This window comes from Oceanomicrobium pacificus (assembly GCF_009833495.1).
Taxonomy (GTDB): domain Bacteria; phylum Pseudomonadota; class Alphaproteobacteria; order Rhodobacterales; family Rhodobacteraceae; genus Oceanomicrobium; species Oceanomicrobium pacificus.
In genome coordinates this window covers 137,439-163,966 of the sequence record NZ_WUWG01000005.1, presented here as the reverse complement: position 1 = coordinate 163,966, position 26,528 = coordinate 137,439, and the positions used below count along the sequence as shown (strand labels likewise).

Annotated in this window: 28 protein-coding genes and 4 tRNA genes; 19 read left to right on the top strand and 13 right to left on the bottom strand. The window is 64.7% G+C overall.

Annotated elements, in window-relative coordinates; genetic code table 11:
- Positions 1-22 precede the first annotated feature (22 nt).
- The 5 genes from GSH16_RS12235 to GSH16_RS12215 are packed head-to-tail and all read right to left on the bottom strand — an operon-like array spanning position 23 to position 4,712.
- Positions 23-790: an SDR family NAD(P)-dependent oxidoreductase gene (locus GSH16_RS12235; RefSeq protein ID WP_160855502.1), complete on the bottom strand. Its 768-nt coding sequence runs from the start codon at positions 788-790 to the stop codon at positions 23-25.
- Position 791: 1 nt separating this feature from the next.
- Positions 792-1,346, bottom strand: a complete 555-nt coding sequence (locus tag GSH16_RS12230) for a DUF3833 family protein (protein ID WP_407941070.1) — start codon at positions 1,344-1,346, stop codon at positions 792-794.
- Between the two features lie 5 nt (positions 1,347-1,351).
- The gene (locus tag GSH16_RS12225) at positions 1,352-2,641 is read right to left on the bottom strand and encodes an MFS transporter (RefSeq protein ID WP_160855498.1); all 1,290 of its coding nucleotides are present in this window, start codon (positions 2,639-2,641) and stop codon (positions 1,352-1,354) included.
- 26 nt (positions 2,642-2,667) lie between these two features.
- Entirely contained in the window at positions 2,668-3,429 is a 762-nt protein-coding gene (locus tag GSH16_RS12220; protein ID WP_160855496.1) for a DUF1365 domain-containing protein, read from the bottom strand.
- The gene (locus tag GSH16_RS12215) at positions 3,426-4,712 is read right to left on the bottom strand and encodes an NAD(P)/FAD-dependent oxidoreductase (protein ID WP_160855494.1); all 1,287 of its coding nucleotides are present in this window, start codon (positions 4,710-4,712) and stop codon (positions 3,426-3,428) included. The genes GSH16_RS12220 and GSH16_RS12215 overlap by 4 nt, the downstream gene beginning before the upstream one ends.
- A 204-nt stretch (positions 4,713-4,916) precedes the next feature.
- Here GSH16_RS12215 and GSH16_RS12210 point away from each other — a divergent pair, with 204 nt between their 5' ends.
- From GSH16_RS12210 to GSH16_RS12175, 8 genes are all read left to right on the top strand, one after another.
- A complete protein-coding gene (locus GSH16_RS12210; protein ID WP_328803224.1) occupies positions 4,917-5,483 on the top strand; it encodes a sigma-70 family RNA polymerase sigma factor in 567 nt (188 codons plus the stop codon).
- 2 nt (positions 5,484-5,485) lie between these two features.
- Positions 5,486-6,136, top strand: a complete 651-nt coding sequence (locus tag GSH16_RS12205; RefSeq protein WP_160855492.1) for a ChrR family anti-sigma-E factor — start codon at positions 5,486-5,488, stop codon at positions 6,134-6,136.
- Between the two features lie 208 nt (positions 6,137-6,344).
- A complete protein-coding gene (locus tag GSH16_RS12200; RefSeq protein ID WP_160855490.1) occupies positions 6,345-6,635 on the top strand; it encodes a BufA1 family periplasmic bufferin-type metallophore in 291 nt (96 codons plus the stop codon).
- A gap of 83 nt (positions 6,636-6,718) precedes the next feature.
- Positions 6,719-7,582: an MNIO family bufferin maturase gene (bufB, locus tag GSH16_RS12195; protein WP_160855489.1), complete on the top strand. Its 864-nt coding sequence runs from the start codon at positions 6,719-6,721 to the stop codon at positions 7,580-7,582.
- Positions 7,579-8,361, top strand: a complete 783-nt coding sequence (locus GSH16_RS12190; protein WP_160855488.1) for an HvfC/BufC N-terminal domain-containing protein — start codon at positions 7,579-7,581, stop codon at positions 8,359-8,361. Before bufB ends, GSH16_RS12190 begins: the two co-directional genes overlap by 4 nt.
- Positions 8,345-8,890 (top strand): DoxX family protein, encoded by a 546-nt coding sequence (locus tag GSH16_RS12185; protein WP_160855487.1) that lies wholly within the window; start codon positions 8,345-8,347, stop codon positions 8,888-8,890. The genes GSH16_RS12190 and GSH16_RS12185 overlap by 17 nt, the downstream gene beginning before the upstream one ends.
- Before the next feature lie 83 nt (positions 8,891-8,973).
- On the top strand, positions 8,974-9,852 hold the full coding sequence (locus tag GSH16_RS12180) for a hypothetical protein (protein WP_160855486.1): 879 nt from the start codon (positions 8,974-8,976) through the stop codon (positions 9,850-9,852).
- A complete protein-coding gene (locus tag GSH16_RS12175) occupies positions 9,849-10,694 on the top strand; it encodes a sulfotransferase (RefSeq protein ID WP_160855485.1) in 846 nt (281 codons plus the stop codon). Before GSH16_RS12180 ends, GSH16_RS12175 begins: the two co-directional genes overlap by 4 nt.
- A 49-nt stretch (positions 10,695-10,743) precedes the next feature.
- Here GSH16_RS12175 and GSH16_RS12170 read toward each other — a convergent pair.
- The 6 genes from GSH16_RS12170 to tgt all read right to left on the bottom strand — a co-directional run bounded on the left by GSH16_RS12170 (position 10,744) and on the right by tgt (position 15,167).
- Positions 10,744-10,820, bottom strand: a tRNA-Asp gene (locus GSH16_RS12170).
- 21 nt (positions 10,821-10,841) lie between these two features.
- Positions 10,842-10,918, bottom strand: a tRNA-Asp gene (locus GSH16_RS12165).
- Between the two features lie 149 nt (positions 10,919-11,067).
- A tRNA-Val gene (locus GSH16_RS12160) sits at positions 11,068-11,142 on the bottom strand.
- 35 nt (positions 11,143-11,177) lie between these two features.
- Positions 11,178-11,253, bottom strand: a tRNA-Val gene (locus tag GSH16_RS12155).
- Positions 11,254-11,408: 155 nt separating this feature from the next.
- The gene (lon, locus tag GSH16_RS12150; RefSeq protein ID WP_160855484.1) at positions 11,409-13,814 is read right to left on the bottom strand and encodes an endopeptidase La; all 2,406 of its coding nucleotides are present in this window, start codon (positions 13,812-13,814) and stop codon (positions 11,409-11,411) included.
- A gap of 222 nt (positions 13,815-14,036) precedes the next feature.
- Positions 14,037-15,167 (bottom strand): tRNA guanosine(34) transglycosylase Tgt, encoded by a 1,131-nt coding sequence (gene tgt, locus GSH16_RS12145; RefSeq protein WP_160855483.1) that lies wholly within the window; start codon positions 15,165-15,167, stop codon positions 14,037-14,039.
- A gap of 70 nt (positions 15,168-15,237) precedes the next feature.
- Between tgt and GSH16_RS12140 the strand changes: the two genes are divergently transcribed.
- The 4 genes from GSH16_RS12140 to tpiA are packed head-to-tail and all read left to right on the top strand — an operon-like array spanning position 15,238 to position 17,275.
- Complete coding sequence (locus tag GSH16_RS12140) at positions 15,238-15,609, top strand: SUF system Fe-S cluster assembly protein (protein ID WP_205524101.1); 372 nt, start codon at positions 15,238-15,240, stop codon at positions 15,607-15,609.
- Positions 15,610-15,634: 25 nt separating this feature from the next.
- Complete coding sequence (locus GSH16_RS12135) at positions 15,635-16,096, top strand: hypothetical protein (RefSeq protein ID WP_160855481.1); 462 nt, start codon at positions 15,635-15,637, stop codon at positions 16,094-16,096.
- Complete coding sequence (locus GSH16_RS12130; RefSeq protein ID WP_160855479.1) at positions 16,096-16,458, top strand: HesB/IscA family protein; 363 nt, start codon at positions 16,096-16,098, stop codon at positions 16,456-16,458. The genes GSH16_RS12135 and GSH16_RS12130 overlap by 1 nt, the downstream gene beginning before the upstream one ends.
- A 58-nt stretch (positions 16,459-16,516) precedes the next feature.
- Positions 16,517-17,275 (top strand): triose-phosphate isomerase, encoded by a 759-nt coding sequence (tpiA, locus tag GSH16_RS12125; RefSeq protein ID WP_160855477.1) that lies wholly within the window; start codon positions 16,517-16,519, stop codon positions 17,273-17,275.
- Positions 17,276-17,278: 3 nt separating this feature from the next.
- Here tpiA and GSH16_RS12120 read toward each other — a convergent pair whose 3' ends face one another.
- Positions 17,279-18,382 carry a DUF6456 domain-containing protein gene (locus GSH16_RS12120; protein WP_160855475.1) on the bottom strand — a complete coding sequence of 368 codons (1,104 nt, stop codon included), beginning with the start codon at positions 18,380-18,382 and terminating at the stop codon, positions 17,279-17,281.
- A 180-nt stretch (positions 18,383-18,562) separates the two neighbouring features.
- On the opposite strand from GSH16_RS12120, the gene GSH16_RS12115 reads away from it, so the two are divergent.
- Positions 18,563-18,826, top strand: a complete 264-nt coding sequence (locus GSH16_RS12115; RefSeq protein ID WP_160855473.1) for a DUF6477 family protein — start codon at positions 18,563-18,565, stop codon at positions 18,824-18,826.
- A 3-nt stretch (positions 18,827-18,829) separates the two neighbouring features.
- Here the strand turns inward: GSH16_RS12115 and GSH16_RS12110 are convergent, their stop codons facing one another.
- Positions 18,830-20,374, bottom strand: coding sequence for a trimethylamine methyltransferase family protein (locus GSH16_RS12110; protein WP_160855471.1), 1,545 nt, complete (start codon positions 20,372-20,374; stop codon positions 18,830-18,832).
- Between the two features lie 217 nt (positions 20,375-20,591).
- Here GSH16_RS12110 and guaA point away from each other — a divergent pair, with 217 nt between their 5' ends.
- The 6 genes from guaA (at position 20,592) to GSH16_RS12080 (ending at position 26,517) form a co-directional block, all read left to right on the top strand.
- The gene (guaA, locus tag GSH16_RS12105; RefSeq protein ID WP_160855469.1) at positions 20,592-22,160 is read left to right on the top strand and encodes a glutamine-hydrolyzing GMP synthase; all 1,569 of its coding nucleotides are present in this window, start codon (positions 20,592-20,594) and stop codon (positions 22,158-22,160) included.
- An 88-nt stretch (positions 22,161-22,248) separates the two neighbouring features.
- Positions 22,249-22,683, top strand: coding sequence for a DUF4175 domain-containing protein (locus GSH16_RS12100; protein ID WP_160855467.1), 435 nt, complete (start codon positions 22,249-22,251; stop codon positions 22,681-22,683).
- Between the two features lie 28 nt (positions 22,684-22,711).
- Entirely contained in the window at positions 22,712-23,596 is an 885-nt protein-coding gene (locus GSH16_RS12095; protein ID WP_160855465.1) for a DMT family transporter, read from the top strand.
- Between the two features lie 67 nt (positions 23,597-23,663).
- Positions 23,664-24,200 (top strand): inorganic diphosphatase, encoded by a 537-nt coding sequence (gene ppa, locus GSH16_RS12090; RefSeq protein WP_160855463.1) that lies wholly within the window; start codon positions 23,664-23,666, stop codon positions 24,198-24,200.
- A 200-nt stretch (positions 24,201-24,400) separates the two neighbouring features.
- Positions 24,401-25,516 carry an OmpP1/FadL family transporter gene (locus tag GSH16_RS12085; RefSeq protein WP_160855461.1) on the top strand — a complete coding sequence of 372 codons (1,116 nt, stop codon included), beginning with the start codon at positions 24,401-24,403 and terminating at the stop codon, positions 25,514-25,516.
- Between the two features lie 140 nt (positions 25,517-25,656).
- Complete coding sequence (locus GSH16_RS12080; RefSeq protein WP_160855459.1) at positions 25,657-26,517, top strand: ATPase; 861 nt, start codon at positions 25,657-25,659, stop codon at positions 26,515-26,517.
- The last annotated feature ends 11 nt before the right edge of the window (positions 26,518-26,528 follow it).

Sequence of the window (26,528 nt, the reverse complement as noted above, 5' to 3'; positions counted from 1 at the left end):
GCAGGTTCAAATATTTCCAATTCTAACGCGCCTGTGATCCACCCTCGCTTTTCCGTGAGAATATCCGGAACCAGAGCCATTCCGGCAGGATGCGCCCGATCCGGAAGACGAGCGAGAACCCCCAGGGGAAATCGGTCTTGAAGCGGGTCGAGGAGATCCCTTTCATCATCGCCTTGGACGCCTCCTCCGGCGTCATGATGAAGGGCATGTCGAAATCGTTCTTGGCGGTCAGCCGCGTCTCGATGAAGCCCGGATTGACGAGCTGCACCTCCACCGCGCTGTCGCGCAGGTCGATCCGCAGACATTCCGCCAGATGCATCAGCGCAGCCTTGGACACGCCATAGCCGATCGCGCCCGGCAGCCCACGATAGGCAGAAAGGGAGCCGACGAGCACGATATGTCCGCGGTCGCGCTCCAGAAACCGCGGCAGGATGCCCGACAGGATGCGCACCGCACCGTTCAGGTTCACGTCGAGCATCGTTTCGATGCCCGCCTGTTCCCATTCCTGCACCGTCATCGGCTGGTAGGCCCCGGCCATGTAGATGATGCCATCCACGTCCGGCAGCGCCTCGAACGCTGCATCGACGCTTGCCTGATCGCGGAGATCGAGCGGCAGGACGGCCGCATCGCACAACGGCTCCAACTCAGACTGGAGCGAACGCAACCGGTCCTCATGCCGCGCGGACAGGACCAGCCGCGCCCCCGCTTCGGCCAGATCATGGGCGAGCGCACGGCCCAGCCCCTCGCTCGCGCCGATAATCCAGTAGCATTTGCCAGAAAAGTCGCGCATGTCAGCCGACCTTCCGGAAGGTGGCGATCAGCTCGGCCACCTTGATGCCGAACTTGCGCATCTCGGAACGGTTCACGATCGTGCCATTCTGCAGCATGTACATCCAGTCCACCGTGTCGAGCACATGGCCGCCCACATCGTCGGGCAGTTGCAGCCGGTAGCGCATCTGCACGGCCGACCCTTTCTGAACGCCGGTGCCATCCCCTTTCACATCGGGTGCGCGGGCCACGATATTGCCCGACGCGTCGAGGTCCAGAAGCCAGTAGCGCGTCTGAACCTTGCCGCTGTCATAGTGGAACGTCTCGTCCAGACGCCCCGAATTGCCATCCCATGTTCCGGTGATATCGGCGGTGAAGCGCGATGCGACGCGGCCCGAATAATCGTAGATCACACCATCGGCCGTCAGCCGGCCGTTCAGCGCCTCGCGAATGTCGAGCGACGGGCCGGCCTCGGCATAATCGTCGATCCGCTGCGCACGGAACCCCATCCGCTGTGCGACGAAAAAATAGAGCCCGCCCAGCAACAGCAAGGCGAGGATCACGAGAGCCATGGACATGTCCATTACGCGGTCTCCTCCTTGGTGGTGGCGCGGAAGGTCACCAGCGCCACGAATTTCAAAAGACAGGGCAGAAGCGCATAGAGCATGGCCAGCGCCGTGACCCCGCGGTCGGTAGCCGGGCCGGACGGGTCGAACCCGAACGCGGCAAGAAGCGGCAGCGCGACACCGGCTGCCAGCGCCAGACTGAACTTGGCGCAGAAATTCCACAGGCCGAAAGCGGTGCCGCTCTGGCCGTCCCGCTCTTCCAGCCGGCTGGCAAACAGCGCGGGCAGGAGCGTCAGGTCCGCGCCAAGCGCCGCGCCCGAGGCCACGCAGATGACGGCAAAAGCCAGCGTGTCGCCGGGTCCGAGCGTATAGGCCCAGCCGAAGACAAGGATCGCCAGCACCATCGCTGCCGACAGCGTGTCGACAGTGCCGAAGCGCCGCGCGGCTTGCGACCAGAGCGGGGCGGCCACGGCAGCGGCGACAAAGAAAAGAAGCAGGAGCGGCCCGGCAAGCGCCGCCGCATCGAGGCGGAACTCGACAAAGAACAGGAACAATGTGGCCGTCAGCGCCAGCGGGCTGGCATTCAGCACGGCCACGATCAGGAGCGCGCGCAGGCGCGGCTCGCCCAGCACGTCCCGCAAAGCGCCCAGCGACACGATGCCGGCGGCCTCGGACGCCTGACCCGATCCGCCCGACCGCGCACCCCAGACCGGCGCCATCGCCATCAGCGCCAGAATGACCAGCACGGCAAAACCGACCGACCAGACCCGGTAGGCGGCTGCAACCGGCAGGACCAGTTCGAGCGCCGGCGGCAGGACGGAGGCCAGCGTGACCCCCAGAAGCGCGCCCGTCTCCCGCCAGGCGGCAAGGCGCACATGCCCCCCCTGCCCGAGCGTCGCGGCGATCCGCACCCCTTCGGCGTAGAAGAGGATCGTCAGAAACGAATAGGCTGAGAAAAGAAGCAGCAGGCTCAGCGCCAGCCACCAGAGCGGCGCAAAGGCCGGACCGGTCGCGAACAGAAGGAGCATGCCGAGCGCCAGCACCCCGCCGCCGATCAGGACCGCGACCCGCCGCCGCGCGCCAAGCCGGTCGGCCAGAAGCCCCAGCAGCGGATCCTGCACGCAATCGACGAGCCTGAGCCCGAACAGAAGCGCCCCGATGGCACCAAGCCCGACACCATATTGCGCGGCATAGAAGGGCGGCGCGAAAATGTAGATCGGCAGGCCTGCACAGGCGAGCATGGCCGCGAACATCGACACGCGTGCAAGCCCCGGCCCGTTGGCTTCTGCCGAACGGGGTCGTGGCATTGCGGTCAAGTTCGCGGCCTGTCGCATCAGCGGCTCACCTCCTGCGCGGGCGGCACCGGGCGGCTGTGGAACCGCGCCCCGCGCAGCTTCAGCACCAGCGCATGCCAGTGGATGAGCGCGAGCACCCGCACGGCCCCGACCGGCCGCCGGACGAGCGACACCAGGATGTCACGGCTCCGCGCGGGGCGGCGTTCACCGGCCAGCGTCGCCAGCAGGCCGCCATTGCCGTTGCGATAGTCGATCCGCACCGCAAAATGCCCGTCCGTCACATCGAATTTGAACCGGTAGCGTCCCGCAACCGGCTGAAAGGGGGAGACATGGAAGATTTTCTGCGCCTCGATCCGGTCCTCGGGTCCGATCGGCGACCGGTCGGACTTCACACACAGATAGCTGTGGCGGTCCCCGAATGTGTTGTTCACTTCGGCGATGACGGCGCGCAAAGCGCCAGTGTCGTCGGTGACGAGCCAGAAGCTCACCGGATTGAACACCATGCCCAGCATCCGCGACTGGCTGACAAGCCGGACGCGCATATCGGCAAATTCGGGCAGACCCTCGGCTTTCAGCACGTCGCGGACCCAAGCCGCGCCGCGCCCGTCACCGCGCGGGCCGCCATGGTCGCGCGTCTGCAGGCTGGCCAGATTGCGCCCGTCGCGGGAGATCAGCGCCGGCCAGTCGGCGGCGTCTTCCTCCGGCTCCCAGATGAAGAAATCGACGCTGTAGCGGAAACTGTTCTCCTGTCCGCCGATGCGGCGGTGGTAGGTCTGCGCTGGCAGATATTCGAGTGTCATGACCAGACTTTCTGCGCATCCATCTGACGCGCGACCTCGACGGCGCTGGCATAGCCATCCTCGTGAAATCCGTTGCGCAGATAGGCACCGCAATACCAGGTGCGGTTGAGGCCCTGCAGATTGGGCATTTCCTGCTGCGCGGCCATGGCGGCGGAGTCGAAGACCGGATGACGGAACGTGGCCTCGTCATAGATCATCGACGAGTCGATTTCCTCTGCCGGATTGAGCGAGACGAACAGCGGATCATCCTCGCGGATCGATTGCAGCTTGTTCATCCAGTAGGAAATACCGATCGGCTTGTCCGAATGGGTGGCCGGAGCCTTGTAGACCCAGGAGGCCCAGCAGGCCCGGCGCCGCGGCATCACCCGCGCATCGGCATGCAGATAGGCCTTGTTGTCCTGATAGCGCATGGCGCCCAGCAGGGTCCGCTCCTCGGGCGTCGGCGCTTCGAGCATGGCCAGCGCATCGTCCGAATGGCAGGCGAAGACCACATCGTCGAACCGCTCCCAGACGCCACCTTGGGTGCGGACCTCGACCCCGGCCTCGTCGCGGCGGACACCAGCGACCGGCGCGCCGGTGCGGATCTCGGCGCCCTGCGCCTCGATGGCGCGGGCGATCCGGCGCACATATTCGATGCTGCCGCCATCGACCGTCCACCATTCATGCTGGCCGTAAACGCCCAACAGATTGTGATTGTCGAAAAACTGCACCAGCGGCCGGGCGGGAAATTTCAGCATCTGATCGGGCGAGGTGCTCCAGATCGCGCCGGTGATCGGCAGGAAATAATAGCGGCGGAACCAGTCGCCAAGCCCAAGCGTGTCGAGCAGGTCGCCCACGGTCATGTCGGGGCGCTGCGCGGTGGCCAGCGCATGTTTGTTGAAATGCAGGATGTCGCGCAGCATCCGCCAGAAACCGGCGCGGCCAAGATTGGTCCGCTGGGCAAAGACCGCGTTCCAGGCAGTCGTGCCATACTCCACGCGGCCCCCGTCGATCGAAGCGCTGAAGGACATGTCGGACTTCTTCACCGGCACGTCCAGCTCTGCGAACATGGCCGTCAGTTCGGGATAGTTGACATAGTTGAATACGATGAAACCGGTATCGACCGGCTGGTCGCCATTGCGGCCTGCCATCACGGTCCGCGCATGTCCGCCGAGACGCGGCGCGGATTCGATCAGCGTGACGCGGTGGCTCCGCGACAGGTGATAGGCGGCACCAAGTCCGGACACACCGGCCCCGATGATTGCGATATGACGCTTCTGTCCCTGGGGTCTGTCGAAAGCCACGCTGAAGATCCTTACATTTTTTTCTAATCACTGTGGCAGGTTACGCCGCCAAACCTTTCGCGGATCAAAAAAGCTGATCCGAAATCCGACCGCATCCGAAGAAGGGATATGGAGTTCGACCCTGCCCTTGACGCGCCTGCGCCCCATCGTAACGATGGAGAGATCAGTGTCATGTCTGACACGCTGTCTTCAGGAGCGTCATTCGTGCCATCCGATAATACTGCCACGGCCCGGGACAACTGGACGGAATTGCTCGTGCGGATCGCAGAGCATCGCGACCAGTCGGCCTTTGCCGCGCTCTTCCGGCATTTCGGGCCAAGGGTTCGCAGCTACCTGATGAAGTCGGGTGCCTCGCCAACCATGGCCGAGGAAGCGATGCAGGAAGCCATGGCCGCTGTTTGGCACAAGGCGCATCTGTTCAACCCGACCAAGGCGAGCGCGACCACGTGGATCTTCACGGTGGCGCGGAACAAGCGGATCGACGCGATCCGCCAGCAGAAACGGCCCGAGCCAGAAGAATTGCCCTGGGCCATGTCGGAAACACCGGAGCAGGAAGAAGAAGTCGCACGGATGGAAGAATCGAAACTTCTGGCCGAAGCGATCGGAAAATTGCCCGAGCGGCAGCAAAAACTGATCCGTTTGGCCTACTTTGGCGAAATGAGTCACAGCGAGATCGCGGCCGATACCGGCCTGCCGATCGGGACGATCAAATCCCGCATACGGCTCGGTCTTGAACGCCTCCGCTATGAGATGAGTACCAAGACAGTATGACAATGACCGTGAAACATCATCTGACCGAGCCACTCCTGATGGCCTATGCCGCGGGCACCTTGCCCGAAGCGTTCGACCTTGTGGTGGCCAGTCACGTGTCGCTCTGCGACAGCTGCCGCGCGGCTGTAGAAGGGTTCGAGGCGCTTGGCGGCGCCGTTCTGGAAGACATGACCGAGGATCTCGACCTGTCGGATGCGTCGCTCGAGGCCACGATGGCGCTGATCGCCGCAGGCCCGGCCGAGGAACCCGCGCCGATTGCCGTGCGCGACCCGGTTCTGCCGGGACCGCTCGTCCAATATGTGGGCGGCGGGCTCGATGCGGTGAAATGGCGCTCGCTCGGGCGTGGCGTGAAACAGGCGATCCTGCCCACTGGCTCGGACGAGGCGACCGCGCGTCTGCTCTATATCCCGGCCGGCATGGCGATGCCCGAACACGGGCATGGCGGCATGGAACTGACGCTGGTGCTGCAGGGAGCCTTCGCCGACGAGGATGACCGATTCGCCCGCGGCGACGTGGAAATCGGCACCGAGGATATGGAACATACGCCGGTGGCGGAGATGGGCGCGGATTGCATCTGCCTCGCCGCAACCACCGCGCCGCTCCAGTTCAAGGGGCTGGTCCCACGCATGTTGCAGCCGATCTTCCGCATCTGAGGCCCCAAGTTTTTCAGGCGCGGGCGCTTTTGCCCGCCCGCGCCGCGTGCCAAAGGGGCTAGCCCCTTCAAATTCCCTAATGTTTCCGTTTTTCAACCGCACGTGAGCTAACGCCCATGTGAGTGGTTCGTGTGGCATGCTTCACGTTAGCCAAATCACGTCGCCACTTTCGGCGTCTTGAAAAATCAGAAACTGGAGAGGAATTCCCATGTCCAATGCCGCACTCAAGGGGATCGCCGTTGCCGGCGCCGTTGCCACCGCACTGACCGCCTATGCCGGCACCGCCGCCGCTGCCGACAACGAGAAATGCTACGGCGTGTCTCTGGCGGGTGAAAACGACTGCGCCGCCGGCCCCGGCACCACCTGCAAAGGCACCTCGACCGTCGACTATCAGGGCAATGCCTGGACGCTCGTGGCCGAGGGCACCTGCCTGTCCATGGAACTTCCCGACGGGCGTGAAGGCTCGCTGGAGCCGCTCGACCGCGACCTGCCGGCCTGATCCGGCGCAGTTCCGTCCGGGCCGCCCGATGCGCGGCCCGGATGCCCCTGCCTCCGACCGGACACCTGCCGAACGGACCGATGATGACCACGCACACACACCAGACCGGCCTGCCACCGAAACCCGGTGTCGGCTACAAGCCCCAGCATATCGAGGCGATCTTGGACGATCCCGGCCCTGTCGCCTGGCTCGAAATCCATGCCGAGAATTACATGGGCGGCGGCGGCGTGCCGCACGCCCAGATGCGCGCCCTGTCCGAGCGGTTCCCGATCTCCTGCCACGGCGTAGGCCTGTCGATCGGCGGCAACGGCCCGCTGGATCGCGACCATCTCGACCGGCTCCGCCATCTGGTGGAGTGGCTCAAGCCGGCCATGTTCTCGGAACATCTGGCCTGGAGCACGCATGAAACGGGTTTCCTCAATGACCTCCTGCCGCTGCCCTACACGAGCCGCACCGCCCAACATGTGGCAGACCATATTGACGAGGTCCAGACGGTGCTCGGCCGCCAGATGCTGCTCGAAAACCCGTCCGTCTACGTCGCCTTTGCCGAAAGCACGATGAGCGAGACCGATTTCCTGCGCGACGTGGCGCAGCGCTCGGGCTGCGGACTGCTGCTCGACGTGAACAATGTCTATGTGTCAGCCACCAACCAGCACTATGACCCCGATGCCTATCTGCGCGATTTCCCGATGCACCTGGTGGGGGAGATCCATCTCGGCGGCCACGATGCGGAGGAAGATGATCGCGGCGACCCGCTCCTGATCGACACCCATGACCGAGAGGTGATCGACCCGGTCTGGGCGCTTTACGAGACGGTCATCGCCCGCCACGGCGCGATGCCGACGCTCATCGAATGGGACAGCGACATTCCCGACTGGCCGGTGCTCGAGGGCGAGGCCCGCCGCGCCGATGCCATCCTGTCCGGTGTCTCGCTGGCCGCCGAATGACCCTGCCCGACCAGACAGCCTTCACCGCCGCGCTGCTCGATCCTGCGCAGCCCGTGCCCGACGGTATCGTCAATCCCGACGGATCGCCGGCCAGGCGCCGCTTCGATGTCTATCGCAACAATGTGGTTGCCGGTCTTGTCGAGGCACTGCAAGCCGCCTATCCCACCGTGCGCCGTATCGTGGGCGAGAAGTTTTTTGACGCCATGGCAGCGGTTTATGTCCGCGCCCATCCGCCCACCGACCCGCTGATGATCCTTTATGGGGCCGAGTTGCCGGCCTTTCTGGACGGGTTTCCCCCGGCTGCAAGCCTACCCTATCTGCCCGATGTGGCACGGCTCGAATATGCCCGCCGCCAAGCCTATCACGCCCCCGATGCGGCCACGATCCAGCCCGAACGGCTGGGTGCCGTGCCGCCGGAAGAGCTCGACCGGGCAGTGCTCGGCCTGCATCCCTCGCTCCGGATCGTCGCGTCGGACCACCCGGTCCTTTCGATCTGGCGGTTCAACAATGAAGAGGGCGCAGCAAAGCCCGAACCCGGCGCCGAAGCGGTGCTGATCTGCCGTCCCGACCTGTCGCTGTCTATGCGGGCGATCCCGCTGGATGCGCCGGCTTTCATCGCCGACCTGCAGTCCGGCGCGACCCTTGGTGCTGCCGCGGCAGCCGCCAGCACGCGTGACGCGGGCTTCGACCTCGGCCTGCATCTGGGCGGGCTTCTGTCCAGCAACTGCCTTGTCTCTGTCACGATCGAAGGAGTGGATGACCATGACCCGCCTGGCTGAATTCCATAACGGGCTTTTCCTGCGACTGGAGTCGCTTCTGGCCGGATGGGCCATTCCCACCGCCGCGCGGTTCACCTTCGCCTCCGTGCTGCTGTTCTATTACTGGAACTCCAGTTGGACGAGTTTCGGGGACGGGATCACCGGTTTCATTTTCATGGATCTCGGCGCCTATGCGAAGATCCTGCCGACCCAGATGGAAGCTGTCGGTTATGACCCGAGTCAGTTGAACTTCTTCTACCACCTGGTTGTTTTCTTTGGAAACTGGGCCGAACTGATCCTGCCGCTCCTGATCGTGATCGGGCTGTTCAGCCGGCTGGCGGCGCTCGGGATGATCGGCTTTGTCATCGTCCAGTCCGTCGTCGACGTGACCGGCCACGGGCTCGATGCGAAAACCATCGGCGCAATGTTCGACCGGCTGTCGGACGGGCTGATCATGGACCAGCGGCTGCTCTGGATCTTCCTTCTGGTCACGCTTGTCCTGCGCGGCGGCGGGCCGCTCTCCGTCGACCGTCTCATCGGCCTGAAATAGGCTTTTCCGTCAGGCATCTGGCCGCATGCGCACCGCTCTGCTAGAAGGCATGAGCGAGGCGTTCGGCACATGGTCGGAGCAGGATGTTAGATTACGAGATCGCGCTCCATATAGGGGCGCACAAGACCGCAACGACAAGCCTGCAACGCAGCTTGCGCCGCAATCCGCTGTCGCTGCAGAAATGCGGCGCCGCCTTCCTGCCGACGCTTGAATATCGCCGCCTGCTGACACCGATCGAGAACCGCTACCGCGACGGTGGCGACGCCGCCGGTGCCAAAGCCGCGTTTCGCGCCATTCTCGACGATCACGCGACCGGCCGCCAGCGGCTGATCCTGTCGGAAGAAAACCTCCTCGTGCTGGCCAAGCCTTTTGATACGCGCGGCCTCTACCCCCGAGCCGTGGACCGGATCGGGCGCACGCGCGAGCTGATCGGCAACCGGCCCGTCATGCATTTCCTGACCATCCGGTCACTCAGCGGCTGGCTGCCCTCGATCTATGGCGAATATATCCGGCATTTCGGATATGAGCCGTTCGAGACCTTCCACGCCCGCGCGGGGGACAATCCGCTCAGCTGGGCCGATCTGGCTTCCGCGATCCGCGCCGCCCTGCCCGACGGCGATACGCTGAGCGTCCTGACCTTCGACACCTACCTTGCGGCCCCCCGCAAGGCGCTGCGCCCGATGATCGGCAAGGGATGGCTGCGCGGCTTCCGCCCGGTGTCGCGCGCCCTGCGGCCCGGCCTGTCAGCGGCCGCCATGGCGCAGGTCGCCGCCGAAGGTCCCGCCACACCGCGAGCGGAGATGAAGGCACTGTTCGAAGCCGCTGCCGCTGCCGCGCCACGCGAAAACGGTGCGGCGCCCTATCGGCCGCTCGACGCGGACACCTGCGCCGCTCTCGACGCGGCATTTGCCGAAGATTGCGTTCGGATCGAGGCCCATCCCGACATCCGGTTCCTCGGATGAGCGGTCGGCACGCGGACCGGCCCGACCTTCTGGTCATCGGGGCGCAGAAAGCCGGCACCTCATGGCTGCACGAAATGTTTGCCGACCGCGCCGACTGCTGGGTGCCGCCGTTCAAGGAACTGCATTTCTTCGACCATAAATTCTGCCCCGAGAACCGCCGCTGGACACGCTGGCACGTGAAGAAAGGGCTGCGGGACGCGCGCGCGCGGCTCGACGCGCGCGGCGATCTGGACGCGGCCACCGCGGATTGGCTTGACCGGATCGGCACGCCGCCCTTTTTCAACGGCACATGGTATCGCGGGATATTCGCGGCCGCCCCGCCGGACCGGTTCAAGGTCGACGTGACGCCCGAATATTGCGCCATCGGGCCGGATGGCATCGCCTTCGTCGCGAAATTCCTGAAGTCGGCCCGGTTTCTCTATCTGATCCGCGATCCGCTCGACCGCGCCCTGTCGCAACTGCGGATGAATGTCAGCCGCAAACAGGGCAAGGGCAGCCCGCCAGACCTTGCCGCCTGGCAGGCGGCCGCCAACGATCCGGTCATTGCCAGCCGCGGCGACTATGCGGCCTATATCCCCGCCTGGGACGCGGCCTTCGGCGCGGACCGGATGCTCTACCTGCCCTATGGCCGGATCGCCCGTGACCCGGGCGGTCTGATGGCGGAGATCGAGGCATTCACCGGCCTGCCGCCGGCGCCCTACCCGCGCCTGCGCGACCGCATCCATGTCACCGACGCCCTGCCCGTCCCGAAAAATGTCAGGGACATGCTGGCCGAGCGTGTCGCGCCGCAACGCGCCTTTCTCGACGAAAGGTTCGGGGCGGGTTTCACCCGCGATATCTGACGTGGTGGCGCGCACCGCACGTCCTAAATTTTCGGATCGGGAGAAGAAGTGGCGCGGTTGACGGGGCTCGAACCCGCGACCTCCGGCGTGACAGGCCGGCACTCTAACCAACTGAGCTACAACCGCGCAGGGTGTCGTTTCAGATAGTGGCGCGGTTGACGGGGCTCGAACCCGCGACCTCCGGCGTGACAGGCCGGCACTCTAACCAACTGAGCTACAACCGCAGCTATCTGGACGACTTCGACGTTGCCGCCGAATGTGGGGCGGTTTTAGTGACGCCGTCAGGGAGCGTCAAGCGCAATACGCAGGGCCGGGGAGAGTTTTTGCATTGCCGCGCCGGGGCGGCGTGCAAGGGGCGCGGACCGGCCGGACCTGGTGGGTGATAACAGATTCGAACTGCTGACATCTTCGATGTGAACGAAGCGCTCTACCACTGAGCTAATCACCCGTACCAGAGGTCCGGGACCGTCGGCCGCGCCGCAGTGGTGGGTGATGAGAGACTCGAACTCCCGGCATCTTCGGTGTAAACGAAGCGCTCTACCAACTGAGCTAATCACCCGACTGCGAACAGACGGGCTTTTAGACCGTCCGGCGCAGGGCTTCAAGCGGGTTTTTGCCCGCGCGCGTGGCGGTCCACGCCTTTTCCCGATCCCCGCTAAGAAAAAGGGCCGGCCCCTTGCGGAACCGGCCCCCGATTTGGTGATGTGTCAGGCCTCAGTGCGGCGCGGACGGTGCCGCGTCGCTGCCCTGGCTCAATTCGCGGGCCAGCGCTTCTTCCTGCGCCTCGTCCCACTCGATGGGCTCGGGCTGCTTGGTCAGAACGACCTTCAACACATCGGCGACATTGGCCACCGGAATCAGCTCCAGACCGTCTTTCACATTGTCCGGAATGTCGGCCAAGTCCTTCACATTGTCCTTCGGGATCAGCGCCGTCTTGATGCCGCCGCGAAGCGCCGCCAGAAGCTTCTCCTTCAGCCCGCCGATCGGCAGCACATTGCCGCGCAGTGTGACCTCACCCGTCATCGCCACGTCGCGGCGCACGGGGATGCCTGTCAGCACCGACACGATGCTCGTGACCATGGCGATCCCGGCGGACGGTCCGTCCTTCGGCGTCGCGCCTTCGGGCACGTGGACATGGATGTCGACCTTGTCGAACTCCGTCGGTTTCACGCCCAGATCGGGCGCTTTGGAGCGCACATAGCTGGCCGCGGCTTCGATCGATTCCTTCATCACGTCGCCGAGCTTGCCGGTGGTCTTCATCCGGCCCTTGCCCGGCAGGCGCAGGGCTTCGATCTGCAGCAGATCGCCGCCGACCTCGGTCCAGGCCAGCCCGGTGGTGACGCCGACCTGATCCTCTTCCTCGGCCAGACCGAACTTGAACCGTTTGACGCCGAGAAAATCCTCCAGATTATCGGGTGTCACGGTCACGGTTTCAGCCGCGCCCTTGACGATCTCGGTCACCGCCTTGCGGCAGAGCTTCGCCACTTCGCGTTCAAGGTTCCGCACCCCGGCTTCGCGCGTGTAGTAGCGCACGATGTCGGTCAGCGCCGCATCCTCGATCACCAGCTCGCCGGATTTGAGCCCGTGGCCCTTCTCCTGCTTCTCGATCAGGTGCCGGCGCGCGATCTCGACCTTCTCATCCTCGGTGTAGCCTGACAGCGAGATGATCTCCATCCGGTCGAGCAGCGGCCGCGGCATGTTGTAGCTGTTGGCCGTGGTCAGGAACATCACGTTCGAGAGGTCATATTCGACCTCCAGATAGTGATCGACGAAGGTCGCGTTCTGCTCGGGGTCGAGCACCTCCAGCATGGCGCTGGCCGGATCACCGCGGAAGTCCTGCCCCATCTTGTCGATCTCGTCGAGCAGGATGAGCGGGTTGGTGGTCTTGGCCTTCTTCATCGACTGGATGATCTTGCCCGGCATGGACCCGATATAGGTCCGGCGATGGCCGCGGATCTCGCTCTCGTCGCGCACGCCGCCGAGCGAGATGCGAATGAATTCGCGCCCCGTCGCCTTGGCGACCGACTTGCCGAGCGAGGTCTTGCCGACGCCCGGAGGGCCAACCAGACACAGGATCGGGCCGCGCAGCTTCTGGCTGCGCTGCTGCACCGCCAGATATTCGACGATCCGCTCCTTGACCTTCTCCAGCCCGTAATGATCGGCGTCGAGAATATCCTGCGCCCGCCCGAGGTCCTTCTTCACACGGCTGCGCTTGCCCCACGGGATGGACAGCATCCAGTCGAGATAGTTGCGCACCACGGTCGCCTCGGCCGACATGGGGCTCATGTTTTTCAGCTTCTTGAGCTCGGCCTCGGATTTCTCCCGCGCTTCCTTGGACAGTTTGGTCGCGGCCAGTTTCTCTTCAAGCTCGGCGATCTCGCCGGCGCCTTCGTCGCCGTCGCCCAGTTCCTTCTGGATCGCCTTCATCTGCTCATTGAGATAATATTCGCGCTGGGTCCGCTCCATCTGCGTCTTGACGCGCGACTTGATCTTCTTCTCGACCTGCAGGACCGACATTTCGCCCTGCATCATCGCATAGATCTTCTCCAGCCGGTCGCCGATATCGGCGATCTCCAGCAGGCTCTGCTTGTCGTCGAGCTTGGCGTTCAGATGGCCTGCGACCGTATCGGCGAGCTTGCCCGCCTGATCGGTCTCGGCCACGATCGACAGCGCCTCGTCAGGCACGTTCTTGTTGAGCTTGGCATAGCGCTCGAACTCCTTCGAGACCGAGCGTTTCAGTGCCTCGATCGCGTCGGGATCTTCCTGGCTTTCCTCGATCGGCTGGGCGGCCGCCTCGAAATAGCTCTCATTGTCGATGAAATCGGTGATCTGCACCCGCGACTTGCCTTCGACCAGCACCTTCACGGTGCCGTCGGGCAGCTTGAGCAGCTGCAGCACGTTGGCGAGCACGCCGACGCGATAGATGCTGTCCGCCGTCGGTTCGTCCTCGGACGCGTTCATCTGGCTCGACAGCAGGATCTGCTTGTCGTCCTTCATCACTTCTTCAAGCGCGCGGACGGATTTCTCCCGCCCCACGAAGAGCGGCACGATCATGTGCGGAAACACCACGATGTCGCGCAAGGGAAGGACAGGGTAATTCTGGCTCGATTGCTCGGTCATTCGCTTTCCTTGTCTGGCAAGAAGGCACCGGTCCCGCTGTGCGGCAACGCGCGGCCTCCTCCGGTATCGGCTTCCATATCTGGGTCCGGTCCGCCTGTGTTTCAAGCGCCTGTCAACCGCCGACCTGATGCCAGCATGCCCCCGCCCGTTGGCCGGGGCAAGGGCACATTTGCCGCAATTGCGTAATCTGTTGGGCGGACGCGAAAACCACGCCGTGCGGGCTCAGAGCGGCGCGATATCGCCATCCTTGCGCCGGTCGTGGAACGCCGCCTGGAATGCGTCGAACCGGCCGTCGGCGATCGCATCGCGCATGCCCTGCATCAGTTCCTGATAGTAATGCAGATTGTGCCATGTCAGCAGCATGGAGGCGATGATCTCCTGGCTGCGATAGACATGGTGCAGATAGGCCCGGCTGTAGTTCCGGCAGGCCGGACAGGTGCAGTCCGCATCGAGCGGGCGCGGGTCGTCCTGATGGCGGGCGTTCTTGATGTTGACGACACCGAAGCGGGTGAAGGCCTGCCCGGTGCGGCCCGAACGCGACGGCAGCACGCAATCCATCATGTCGATCCCGCGCGCGACCGCGCCCACGATATCGTCGGGCTTGCCGACCCCCATCAGATAGCGCGGCTTGTCTTCGGGCAGCATGTCGGGCGCATAGTCGAGCACGCCGAACATCGCTTCCTGCCCTTCGCCCACCGCGAGCCCGCCGACCGCATAACCGTCAAAGCCGATCTCGCGCAGCGCCTCTGCGCTTTCGGCGCGCAGGTCCTGCGTCACACCGCCCTGCTGGATACCGAAGAGCGCATGGCCCGGACGGTCGCCGAATGCGTCGCGCGAGCGTGCCGCCCAGCGCATCGAGAGCCGCATCGACTTGGCCACATCCTCTTCCGAGGCCGGCAAAGCGGGGCATTCGTCGAAACACATGACAATGTCGGAGCCGAGCAGTTTCTGGATTTCCATCGAGCGTTCCGGCGTCACTTCGTGCCGCGAGCCGTCGATATGGCTTTTGAAGGTCACGCCCTTCTCGGTGAGCTTGCGCAGAGCCGCGAGGCTCATCACCTGGAACCCGCCCGAGTCTGTCAGGATCGGCCGGTCCCAGTTCATGAACCTGTGCAGGCCGCCCAGACGGTCGATCCGTTCCGCAGTCGGCCGCAGCATCAGGTGATACGTGTTGCCCAAGAGGATATCCGCCCCCGTGGCCCGCACGTTCTCGGGCAGCATCGCCTTCACCGTCGCGGCCGTTCCGACCGGCATGAAGGCGGGCGTGCGAATCTCACCGCGCGGCGTGGAGATGATGCCGGTGCGGGCCTTGCCGTCCCGCCCATTGAGGGCAAAGGAAAATTTCTGTGTCATCGGGTCCTCTGGACGATGCTGGAGGGATTTCTTATATCATTACTCAGGAATGCCCAAGAAGGACGAGACAATGAGCATGGAAGCCGGAGCAGATGCCATAATGGAAGGCACGCCGTTGATAAAGCCATCAACGACGGAACATCCGCTCTACGATCAGGTGGTGGAAGCCTGCCGGACCGTGCATGACCCGGAAATTCCGGTCAATATCTACGATCTGGGCCTGATCTACACGATTGAAATCTCGGACGAAAACGAGGTGGAGATCATCATGACGCTCACCGCGCCGGGCTGCCCCGTCGCCGGCGAGATGCCCGGGTGGGTGGCCGAGGCCGTGGAACCGCTGCCCGGCGTCAAGACCGTGAATGTCCAATTGGTGTGGGAGCCCCAATGGGGTATGGACATGATGTCGGACGAAGCCCGTCTCGAACTCGGCTTCATGTAAGCCCCCACCTACAGGAGTTGCCCCAATGGCCAACATGGTCACCAATTTCATCGCACGCGTCAGCGTCTCCGCCGTGGTCGGCGGCGCGGTCGGCGCGGCCGTCGCGATCTACATGCCCCATCCGAGCCAGACCGAACTGGCCGATGCGCAGTCCGAGCAGATGTCCGCTTTGTCGGCGCAGATCACCGAATTGCAGGCCAGCAATGCCGCCCTGCAATCTGATCTCGACACGCTGCGTAATGGCGTCGAGGGAATATCCGGCGCCGTGGAGACCGTCCGCGAAGGGATCAGCCAGTCCGCGACCTCGGCCAGCGACACGCTCGGGACGCTCTTGAAAGGGCTTGAGAGCCAGACCGACATTTTGCGTGACCTTGCCACTGGCGAAGAAGGTGGCGAAGGCCCAGATATCGAAGTGATTGCCGACGGGCTGAAAGACCTGTCGCTCCAGATGGAATCGCTCTTGCGCGCAACCGGAGAGAATAACTGATGTTTTCCGTGCCCGGACAGCAGGCCGTCACGATGACCGACGCGGCCGTCGCCCAGATCACCAAGCTGATGACCCGTGCCTCCAAGCAGGGGCTGCGGATCGGTGTGAAGAAGGGCGGCTGTGCGGGCATGGAATATACGATGGACTATGTCGACGAGATCGACCCGCATGACGAGGTCGTGGAACAGGATGGCGCGCGGGTGATGATCGCCCCGATGGCACAGATGTTCCTCTTCGGCACAGAGATCGACTACGAGACCACGCTGCTCGACAGCGGGTTCCGGTTCAACAATCCCAACGTGACCGAAGCTTGCGGTTGCGGCGAATCGATCAAGTTCGCGGAGCCCGGAAACCAGGTCTGACTGCAGCGGGCGGCCGGATCGGCTGTCCGACACCCACTCCCGACAGACGAGGACGAGCATGCCCACACGACGCAAGATGGCGGCCGGAAACTGGAAGATGAACGGTCTGGCGGAGGCTCTGTCGGAACTCGACACGCTCGACGCCACCCTGCCCCGCCCGCGCTGCGACGTGTTGCTCTGCCCGCCTGCCACCCTGCTCTCCTCCATGGCCGCGCTGGCCAAAGGCACCGCGATCAAGCTCGGTGGCCAGGATTGCCACTGGCAGGAAAAGGGCGCCCATACGGGCGACATCTCGGCCGAGATGCTCGCCGATGCAGGCGCCGTCGCGGTGATTGTCGGCCATTCCGAACGCCGCGCCGATCACGGCGAGGATGACGCGACCGTCCGCGCCAAAGCCGAAGCCGCGCACCGCGCGGGGCTGACGGCGATCATCTGCGTTGGCGAGACGGGTGACGACCGCGACGCGGGCCGGACGCTCGATGTGGTCGGCGCCCAGCTTGACGGCTCCATCCCCGACAATGCGGACGCTGCCGGCACCATCATCGCCTACGAGCCCGTCTGGGCCATCGGCACCGGCCGCACGCCGACGCTTGGCGATATCGAAGAGGTCCACCGTTTCATCCGCGCCCGCCTGACGGACCGGTTCGGTGACGCGTTCGGCGACGCCGTCCGGCTCCTTTATGGCGGATCGGTCAAGGCCGGAAATGCGGCCGAGATTTTCGAGATCGCGGATGTGGATGGCGGGCTGGTGGGCGGCGCCTCGCTCAAGGCCTCCGACTTCAAGGGCATTGTCGACGCCGCCTCCCGCCTCAGCTGAGGTTCACGCGATTTTCCGCGACCCGGTATCCAGCCCGTAGAATCCGGCCAGCCGGTCGAGCGCGATGCACAGCACAACCTTGGCCGACCGCGCCGACCAGCCGAGCCGCTTTTCGGTCACTTCCAGCCCTTCTAGATAGCAGCAACAGCGGAGCACCACGTCCGACAGGCCGGGACCGAGCAGCACCATGGCCTGGGTGAACCGGTCGCGTGCGCTTTGGCTGCCGGTCTCGGCGCGTTCGGACGGGCCACCGGTGGCGCCGGCCACCAGAAACCGGTCCCAGTTCTGCCCCATGCGCGGCCCCATATGGGCGCGCTCGAAATCGTCGCGCAGCCGTTCGCCCGCCTCGATCTGCTCGGCGCTCAGATAGGGATTGCCGTTGCGGTCGCGTTTGCGGCCCAGCCCGGCAAGCGGGCTTTCCGCCAGGTTGCAGTCGAGCGTGCGGGTGACGGGCCGGCCGCCCTCATTCTCGGCCACGGTGCGCGTGCCTGCGATCCGGTGCTGCGCCCGGAACGGGTCTGCCGCGGTTCCCGCCCCCTTGCGGGCGGCGCGATCCTCCTCGATCAGGCGTTTCAGGGCCGCGCGCCCGGCCGGCGTGATCCGGTAGCGCGCAACCCGTCCCGTTCCCGACCCCTCGATCCAGTCCCTGAGCGCGAAACTCATTGCAATGTCGCGGTCGAGCGTGCCGATCCGGACCGGCGCACCGCCATCCGTCACTTTCAGGACCGCCGCGCGGGCCAGATCCCGTGCGATCACCAGTTCGGCGCCACTTTCGCACAGACGGCGCAGGATTCGGCGTGCCTCGCGGTTGATGGCGGCATCGGAGGGCGTTTCGGGCAGACGTCGGGATACTGTCATGGATGGCGGATCCTCGCTCTGATCTCTGCCGTCACGCAGCAACCGGCCGTGCAGCCATGTCAGCGCATCATCGAAGAGCGGGTCGTCGCGCCGCTCTTCGATACGCCGGACCCGGCGCAGGATCGTGGACGGATGACACCCTTCGCGGCGGGCAATCGCCCGGTAGGACACACCGCTTCCGGTATGTTCGAGATAGATGCGGGTGGCGTCCGGGACCCAGTCCGGCGGCATGCGGGTGGCCAGTTCCATGGTGGGGGCAGAACAGGGTTAAAAAAAATAGCGAAAATTCTATCTAAAGTTGAATCTTGAAAATGATCTTAACTTTTAACGATTTTTCAGCCCGCGAACGCCGCACGCCCGCTTTCCGCAACAGGCGGCCCGCCGGGGCCAAGCTGACCTCCCGTTTGTCATCCACAGGAGGTCCCCCCGATGTTTCACGCACCCGACCCGATCCTTCCCGACCTGACCTGCCGAACCCGCCCGCGCAAGCTCCTTCAGGCCGCCCGCGCCTATCTGGCGATCGGGCGCGGGACCCGCCTGCCCGGCGCACGCGCCAGCCAGGACCGTCTCGAATGGCTGGAAGCCGAAATGGACATGCTGCGCCGGACCGGCGACCCGGCCTATGAACTGCAATATCACGTCAGCCTGCTCGCCGCGCTGATCGCCCGAATGCGCGATGCGCGCCCCGGCTGATGCTCAGGTGAACGCGTCCGGCTCGCTTGCCTTGCGGCGATCCACATAGTCCTGCAGGGCGGCTGCAATGCCCGGATCGAGCGGCGGCGGTGTGTAGGCGTCGAGCAGCGCCCGCACGCGGCTCCGCGCCAGCGCCGCCGAATCCGGTGCCCCGTCGTCCTGCCAATGCTCGAACGGGCGGTAGTCGAGCACATCGCTCCGCCAGAAGGCGGTCTGGAAATTGGCCTGCGTATGCGCGCAGCCAAGGTAGTGGCCGCCCGGCCCCACCTCGCGGATCGCGTCCAGCGCCTGACCGTTCTCCGACATGTCGACGCCCTTCGCCAGCGTGTGCAACACGCCAAGCTGGTCGGCATCGAGCACGAATTTCTCGAAGCTGGACACAAGCCCGCCTTCGAGCCAGCCGCAGGCATGGAGCATGAAATTCACCCCGCCGAGCAGCGCGGCGTTCAGCGTGTTGGCGGTCTCGTATGCCGCCTGCGCGTCCGGCAGCTTGGAGCCGCACAGGCCCCCGCCCGAACGGAACGGCAGGCCCAGACGACGCGCCAGCTGACCGGCCCCGTAGAGTATCTGGCTTGCCTCGGGCGTGCCGAAGGTCGGCGCGCCGGAGTTCATGTCGATCGAAGTGACAAACGCGCCGAAAATCGCCGGTGCGCCCGGCTTCACTAGCTGGCTGTAGGCCACGCCCGCCAGCACTTCGGCCAGAACCTGGGTCAGCGTGCCGGCCACCGAGACCGGCGCCATGGCCCCGCCGACGATGAAGGGCGAGATGATGCAGGCCTGATTCTGCCGCGCATAGACCTCCAGCGCGCCCATCATGATCCCGTCGAAAGTGAGCGGCGAGTTGATGTTGATGAGCGAGGTCATCACAGTCGTGTCGTCCAGCCGGTCGGCACCGAACAGGATCTTGCACATCTCGACGCTGTCCTGCGCCCGCGACGGGTCGGTGACAGAGCCCATGAAGGGCTTGTCGCTCAGCGTCATATGCGCAAGCAGCATGTCGAGATGGCGCTTGTTGACCGCCACGTCCGTCGGCTCGCAGAGCGTGCCGCCCGAATGATGCACCCATTTCGACATGTAGCCGAGCTTCACGAAGGTGCGGAAATCCTCGATCGTTGCATAGCGGCGCTCACCCGACAGGTCGCGCACGAAAGGCGGGCCGTAGACCGGCGCGAGCACCAGATTGCGGCCACCGATCTCCACCGACCGGTCGGGATTGCGGGCGGTCTGCGTGAACTGTGCGGGCGCGGTCGCGCAGAGCTTTCGCGCCAGCCCCTTGGGAATATGCACCCGCTCGCCCTGCACATCGGCGCCGGCCTCCCGCCAGCGGTCCAGCGCGGCCGGATTGTCGACGAAATTGACGCCGATCTCCTCCAGCAGGGTCTCGGCATTGGCCTCGATGATCTCGAGCGCCTCCGCATTCAGGATATCGAAGTCCGGTATGTTGCGGCTGATATAGCGCGCCGCCTCGAACTTCATGCCGCTGCGTTCCGCCCGGCGGGCCGCCCCGCCCCCTCCGCGCCCGCGGCGCCGCGTTCCGGCCTCTGCCATCTGCCGATCTCCTGACTGCGCCGCACGGACAGGGCGGCTTCTCCCTTTCCGAGATAGCCCAAGCGCAACCGTATGCCGCAGAACGAAACCGTCACTTTCGGCCCAAAAGCGACATGCGCTGCCATCGGGACCCGTGCGGCGCCCACGTCACCCTGTCCGGCGCCTTTGAAACCTGCCGGGACTTGCGCGCGGCAGGTCAATTCACTAATGGCAGGACATGACACAGACATCCCATGACCGCCTTCTGATCATCGACTTCGGCAGCCAGGTGACGCAGCTGATCGCCCGCCGCCTGCGCGAGTTGAATGTCTATTGCGAAATCCACCCGTTCCAGAAGGTGGACACGGCATTTCTGGAGGAATTTTCCCCCAAGGCTGTCATCCTGTCCGGCGGTCCGGCCAGCGTCATCGACGAGGGCAGCCCGCGGGCGCCGCAATCGCTGTTCGAGATGGGTATTCCGGTGCTGGGCATCTGCTACGGCCAGCAGGTGATGATGACCCAGCTGGGCGGCCTTGTGGAACGCGGCCACGGCACGGCCGAGTTCGGGCGCGCCTATGTGGTGCCCACCGCGCATAGGCTGCCGCTTCTGGACGGCTGGTTCGAGAGCGACGCCGACCGCGAGCAGGTCTGGATGAGCCACGGCGACCATGTCAGCCGCATCGCTCCGGGGTTCGAGGTCTACGGCACCTCGCCCAACGCGCCCTTTGCCATCACGGCAGACCCGGAACGGCGCTTCTATGCCGTGCAGTTCCACCCCGAAGTGCACCACACGCCGAACGGCCGTCAGCTTTATGCCAACTTCGTGCGCGAAGCGGGCTTTACCGGCGACTGGACAATGGGCGCCTATCGTGAACAGGCGATCGAGGCGATCCGCGCACAGGTGGGCGATGCCAAGGTGATCTGCGGCCTGTCCGGCGGTGTCGACAGCTCGGTGGCCGCCGTCCTGATCCATGAGGCGATCGGCGACCAGCTGACCTGCGTGTTCGTCGATCACGGCCTGCTGCGGCAAGGCGAGGCCGAAGAGGTCGTGACCATGTTCCGTGACCATTACAACATGCAGCTCATCCATGCCGACGAGCAGGACCTGTTCCTCGGCGCGCTCGAGGGCGTGTCCGACCCGGAGGTGAAGCGCAAGACCATCGGCAAGCTCTTCATCGACGTGTTTCAGAAACATGCGGCCGATGTGGGTGGCGCAAAATTCCTCGCCCAGGGCACGCTCTATCCCGATGTGATCGAAAGCGTGAGCTTTTCGGGCGGTCCGTCGGTCACGATCAAGAGCCACCACAATGTCGGCGGCCTGCCGGAAAAGATGGGCCTGAAACTGGTCGAGCCGCTGCGCGAACTGTTCAAGGACGAGGTCCGCGCCCTTGGCCGCGAACTGGGCCTGCCGGCCAGCTTCATCGGCCGCCACCCGTTCCCCGGACCGGGCCTTGCGATCCGCTGCCCCGGCGAGATCACGCGCGAGAAACTCGACATCCTGCGCCGTGCCGACGCGGTCTATATCGACCAGATCCGCCGCCACGGCCTTTATGACGAGATCTGGCAGGCCTTCGTCGCGATCCTGCCCGTCCGCACCGTGGGCGTGATGGGCGACGGCCGGACCTACGATTTCGCCTGCGCCCTGCGCGCGGTCACCAGCGTCGACGGCATGACGGCCGACTATTACCCGTTCAGCCACGAGTTTCTTGGCGAAACCGCAACCCGGATCATCAACGAAGTGCCGGGGATCAACCGCGTGACCTATGACATCACCTCCAAACCGCCGGGCACCATCGAGTGGGAGTAAGCGCGGGCCGACCGGCCAAGCCGGTCGACGCGACCTGCCCCGCACTTTAGTCTGGCGGCGAATCCACGGCCCCGAATGCAGGTGACCCATGTTCAAGAAACCTTCCCTGATGCTGCGCATCACCGTTGCCAAGATCTTCGGCCTCGTGGTCGGGATCGGCTGGGCGATCATGCTGACGGCCATGCCGCAGGCGGGCATCTTCGATCTGCTGGGCTATCTGCTCTGGTGGGTGACACTTGGCGCCATGGTCGGCGCGTTCGGTGTGATCGACTGGCTGCCGGTGCTCAACCGGCGGTTCACATGGTGGCTGCGCGGCCCGTGGATCGCGGGCTGGCTCGGCCTCGTGGCCGTGATGCTCGCCTATGGCGACATGGCCGCCCTGCTCCAGAGCTATTTCCAGGGGTTCCACCTGTTCAATTCGCCCTGGTGGTTCGTCGCGGCCTGCGCGCTCTTCGGCCTTGTCTGCGACCTGATCGCAACCATCGCCGCCGGCGATGGCAAGGAAACGGTCCAGATGCTGTGACCGACATTTGCAGGCGGCGCGACGCCGCATGACCCAGCCCGACCAGCAGCCGCTGCGCGCCGCCCTCTGGATGGTCGGCGCCATTGCCTCCTTCTCGGCCATGACCGTCGCGGGGCGCGAAATCTCTATCGAGATGAACACGTTCGAGCTGATGTTCTACCGTTCGATCATCGGCTTCGGGATCGTGATCGCCATCGGCGCGCGGAGCCGCCGTGGACTGGCGCAGGTGCGCACGGCGCGCATGCCGCTCCATATCGTGCGCAACATCTTCCACTTCACCGCGCAGAACCTCTGGTTCTGGGGGATCACCGTGATCCCGCTGAGCCAGCTTGTCGCGCTCGAATTCACCAACCCGATCTGGGTCGCGCTTCTGGCCCCGTTCCTGCTCGGGGAACGGCTGACCGCAGCACGGCTCACGGCGGCCCTGCTCGGCTTTATCGGCATCCTCATCATCGCGCGGCCCGATGCGGGCGGCCTGTCCTGGGGACAGTTGGCCGGTCTCGGCGCCGCACTCGGATTTGCGATGAACTCGATCACGACGAAGAAACTGTCGCGCACCGATAGCGTGATCTGCGTGCTGTTCTGGATGACCTTCTACCAGACGCTCTTCGGGCTGGCCCTGTCGCTGCCCGGCGGCATTCCATGGCCCTCGCTCGCGGTGGCGCCGTGGATCGTGATCGTCGCGATCAGCGGACTGTCGGCCCACTACTGCCTGACCTCGGCGCTCCATTGCGCACCGGTGACGCTGGTCGCCCCGATGGAATTTGCCCGCCTGCCGGTCATCGCCATCATCGGCGCGGTGATCTACAGCGAGCCGCTCATGGCCGCGGTCTTCATCGGCGCGGGCTTCATCTTCGCGGGAAACCTTGTCAGCCTGCGGTCCGAGCGGCGGCGGCAAAAGGTCCCGCAATAGGGCCTTTTGCGGCTCCTGCAATCATGCTAACCGCTGCGCGAACCGCCTTTGCAGGAGTGAGCGAGACATGAATATCGACAAGATCCCCGCGGGCTCGAACCCGCCCAAAGACATCAATGTCGTCATCGAAATCCCCGGCGGTGCCGGCGGCGGCGCCCCGGTCAAATACGAGATCGACAAGGAGTCGGGCGCGGTCTTCGTCGACCGTGTCGTGAACACTCCGATGTTCTACCCGTGCAACTACGGGTTCGTCCCCAACACGCTCCATGCCGACGGCGACCCGACCGACGTGCTGGTGCTGATGGATTTCGCGCTCCAGCCCGGCTCCGTCATCCGCTGCCGCCCCGTCGGCGTGCTGAAGATGGAAGATGACGGCGGCATGGACGACAAGCTGATCGCCGTGCCGGTCGAGAAGGTCGACCCGTTCCAGGCCGGCATCCAGGACCTGAACGATGTGCCGCAGAAGACCCGCGACCGCATCCAGCACTTCTTCGAGCATTACAAGGATCTCGAAGACGGCAAATGGGTGAAGGTGATCGGCTGGGGCGACAAGGCCGAGGCCGAATCGATCCTGCAGGTTTCGCTCGACGCGATGAAAAAGTGACCCTTGCGCGGGCGGGGATCGGCTGATTTCCGCCCGCACCCTGTGCCGCAGGCGCCAAGTGCAACATGCCTGCCACAATGACGTTACGTAAATTCCACATTTCCGTAGCGTCAGGATAGATTTTCGCCACTTTCACTCGGTAATCCTTCCCCCATGTCCGAACCCGGCGGTGACAGCCGGGTCGTGTTTGGAGGAAAATTATGTCCAAGATTACCTTGGCCGCGACCACTGCGATCGTCGCCGCCACTGCCACGTCCGCTTTTGCCGGCGGCCTCGACCGTTCCGGCCAGTCGATCAACGCGCTCTTCGAGGAAGGCCGTTATCTCGGCTTTGGCCTGACCTATGTCAGCCCGAATGTCAGCGGCACCGACATCGCCACGCTGAACCCGCTTGAATCCGACAGCGGCAACATCGCCAAGTCCTACTGGGCGCCGAGCCTGGCCTTCAAGGACGACATCAACGACCGCCTGTCCTACGCCCTGCTCTACGACAAGGATTACGGCGCCGAGGTCGATTACGCGACCGACGGTTCGATCCTGCTCGGCGGCCAGCAGGCCGACGCGTTCTCGCAGAACCTGACCGGTATCCTGCAGTACAATTTCGACGGCGGCTTCTCGGGCTATGCCGGTCTGCGCGCCCAGAGCGTCGAGGCCGACGTGACCCTGAACGGCGCGGTCTACCCGTTCCCGAACGGCTACAACGCCAAGTTCGACAAGGACTGGGCCTTCGGCTACCTGATCGGTGCCGCATGGGAACGCCCGGACATCGCAGCCCGCGTCTCGCTGACCTACTTCTCGAAGATCAAGCATGACACGAGCACGACCGAAACCGGTCTGGCCCCGATCGCGCTTGAAGGCGACGCCACCATCGAGACCCCGCAGTCGGTGAACCTCGACTTCCAGACCGGTGTTGCTGCCAACACGCTGCTCTTCGGCTCGATCCGCTGGGTCAACTGGTCCGATTTCGACGTGACGCCGCCGAACCTCGGCTCGGCCCTCGTCTCCTATGACGACGACACGTTCACCTACAATCTCGGCCTCGGCTACAAGTTCACCGAAGAATTCTCTGGCGCCGTCCAGGCCAGCTACGAGAAGGGCAACGGCGGCACCGTGTCGACGCTTGGCGGCACCGACGGGCGCACCTCGCTCGGCATCGGCGGCACCTACACGATGGCCAACAACACCCGCATCTCGGCCGGCCTGAACTATTCCTGGCTCGGCGATGCAACCGGCGCCGTGTCCGGCACCGAGGTGATGAACTACAAGGACAACTACGCCATCGGCGCAGGGATCCGGGTCTCCTTCGACCTCAACTGAGGCCGCAACACCCGACCAGAGTTCAGGAGCAGCCCCGCCACAGGCGGGGCTGTTTCGCGTTTAAGGGCCCGATTTCCGTTTGAACGCGCCCCGCCGCACCGCTAGGCAAGGGGCATATTCGCAGGACAGGGCCGCCCAAGATGATCTATTCCTCCGCCGCCGACTGGCAGCGCGCCGACCAGAAACGCGTGTCGCTCTTCGGCATGTCGGGTCTTGGCAAGACCCACCTGTCGAACATGCTGCGCGCCGGCGGCGACTGGTTCCACTATTCCGTCGATTACCGGATCGGCACCCGCTACATGGGCGAGCATATCGTCGACAATTTCAAGCGGGAGGCGATGCGCACGCCCTTCCTGCGCGAGCTTCTCCTGTCCGACTCGATCTACATCGCCTCCAATATCAGCTTCCAGAACCTCGCCCCGCTTTCCACCTATCTCGGCAAGCCGGGCGACCCCGACAAGGGCGGCATCCCGTTCGAGGAATATCTGCGCCGCCAGCGCCAGCACCGTCTGGCCGAACAGGCGGCGCTGATGGACACATCGCATTTCATCACCAAGGCGCGGGACATTTACGGCTACGCGCATTTCGTGTCCGACACGTCGGGCTCGATCTGCGAGGTGGTGGACCCCGAGAATGCGGACGATCCGGTGCTGACGGTACTGTCGCGCGAAACGCTGCCGGTCTGGATCCGCGGGACGGAGGCCCAGCGGTCGGAACTGGTGGCGCGGTTCAAGCGGGCGCCGAAGCCCATGTACTATCCCGAACCCTTCCTGCGCGACTGCTGGGACGACTATCTGGCAACGCATGACTGCGCGGAAGCCGACGTGGACCCGGACGATTTCGCGGCCTGGGGGTTCGAGAAGCTGATCGCGCACCGCCTGCCGCGCTACGCGGCCATTGCCGAACGCTGGGGCGTGACGGTGGAGGCCGAGGAGGTCGCGGCGCTCCGCGATGCGGCGGATTTCGACGCGCTCGTCGGACAGGCCATCGACCGGCGCTGACCCGCCCCTTG

What these genes read in the sequence shown, in the direction of transcription:
- GSH16_RS12120 (WP_160855475.1), bottom strand. Translation starts at nt 18,382, where the DNA reads ATGGAACTGGCCACCCGCATGCCGCCGGACTGGGTCCCGGACGCCACC.
- tgt (WP_160855483.1), bottom strand. Translation starts at nt 15,167, where the DNA reads ATGACACAGAAATTTTCCTTTGCCCTCAATGGGCGGGACGGCAAGGCC.
- GSH16_RS12200 (WP_160855490.1), top strand. Translation starts at nt 6,345, where the DNA reads ATGTCCAATGCCGCACTCAAGGGGATCGCCGTTGCCGGCGCCGTTGCC.
- GSH16_RS12110 (WP_160855471.1), bottom strand. Translation starts at nt 20,374, where the DNA reads ATGGCAGAGGCCGGAACGCGGCGCCGCGGGCGCGGAGGGGGCGGGGCG.
- GSH16_RS12230 (WP_407941070.1), bottom strand. Translation starts at nt 1,346, where the DNA reads ATGTCCATGGCTCTCGTGATCCTCGCCTTGCTGTTGCTGGGCGGGCTC.
- GSH16_RS12175 (WP_160855485.1), top strand. Translation starts at nt 9,849, where the DNA reads ATGAGCGGTCGGCACGCGGACCGGCCCGACCTTCTGGTCATCGGGGCG.
- ppa (WP_160855463.1), top strand. Translation starts at nt 23,664, where the DNA reads ATGAATATCGACAAGATCCCCGCGGGCTCGAACCCGCCCAAAGACATC.
- GSH16_RS12135 (WP_160855481.1), top strand. Translation starts at nt 15,635, where the DNA reads ATGGCCAACATGGTCACCAATTTCATCGCACGCGTCAGCGTCTCCGCC.
- bufB (WP_160855489.1), top strand. Translation starts at nt 6,719, where the DNA reads ATGACCACGCACACACACCAGACCGGCCTGCCACCGAAACCCGGTGTC.
- GSH16_RS12080 (WP_160855459.1), top strand. Translation starts at nt 25,657, where the DNA reads ATGATCTATTCCTCCGCCGCCGACTGGCAGCGCGCCGACCAGAAACGC.
- GSH16_RS12205 (WP_160855492.1), top strand. Translation starts at nt 5,486, where the DNA reads ATGACCGTGAAACATCATCTGACCGAGCCACTCCTGATGGCCTATGCC.
- GSH16_RS12130 (WP_160855479.1), top strand. Translation starts at nt 16,096, where the DNA reads ATGTTTTCCGTGCCCGGACAGCAGGCCGTCACGATGACCGACGCGGCC.
- tpiA (WP_160855477.1), top strand. Translation starts at nt 16,517, where the DNA reads ATGCCCACACGACGCAAGATGGCGGCCGGAAACTGGAAGATGAACGGT.
- GSH16_RS12190 (WP_160855488.1), top strand. Translation starts at nt 7,579, where the DNA reads ATGACCCTGCCCGACCAGACAGCCTTCACCGCCGCGCTGCTCGATCCT.
- GSH16_RS12115 (WP_160855473.1), top strand. Translation starts at nt 18,563, where the DNA reads ATGTTTCACGCACCCGACCCGATCCTTCCCGACCTGACCTGCCGAACC.
- GSH16_RS12235 (WP_160855502.1), bottom strand. Translation starts at nt 790, where the DNA reads ATGCGCGACTTTTCTGGCAAATGCTACTGGATTATCGGCGCGAGCGAG.
- GSH16_RS12085 (WP_160855461.1), top strand. Translation starts at nt 24,401, where the DNA reads ATGTCCAAGATTACCTTGGCCGCGACCACTGCGATCGTCGCCGCCACT.
- guaA (WP_160855469.1), top strand. Translation starts at nt 20,592, where the DNA reads ATGACACAGACATCCCATGACCGCCTTCTGATCATCGACTTCGGCAGC.
- GSH16_RS12225 (WP_160855498.1), bottom strand. Translation starts at nt 2,641, where the DNA reads ATGCCACGACCCCGTTCGGCAGAAGCCAACGGGCCGGGGCTTGCACGC.
- GSH16_RS12220 (WP_160855496.1), bottom strand. Translation starts at nt 3,429, where the DNA reads ATGACACTCGAATATCTGCCAGCGCAGACCTACCACCGCCGCATCGGC.
- GSH16_RS12140 (WP_205524101.1), top strand. Translation starts at nt 15,238, where the DNA reads ATGAGCATGGAAGCCGGAGCAGATGCCATAATGGAAGGCACGCCGTTG.
- GSH16_RS12180 (WP_160855486.1), top strand. Translation starts at nt 8,974, where the DNA reads ATGTTAGATTACGAGATCGCGCTCCATATAGGGGCGCACAAGACCGCA.
- GSH16_RS12095 (WP_160855465.1), top strand. Translation starts at nt 22,712, where the DNA reads ATGACCCAGCCCGACCAGCAGCCGCTGCGCGCCGCCCTCTGGATGGTC.
- lon (WP_160855484.1), bottom strand. Translation starts at nt 13,814, where the DNA reads ATGACCGAGCAATCGAGCCAGAATTACCCTGTCCTTCCCTTGCGCGAC.
- GSH16_RS12100 (WP_160855467.1), top strand. Translation starts at nt 22,249, where the DNA reads ATGTTCAAGAAACCTTCCCTGATGCTGCGCATCACCGTTGCCAAGATC.
- GSH16_RS12185 (WP_160855487.1), top strand. Translation starts at nt 8,345, where the DNA reads ATGACCCGCCTGGCTGAATTCCATAACGGGCTTTTCCTGCGACTGGAG.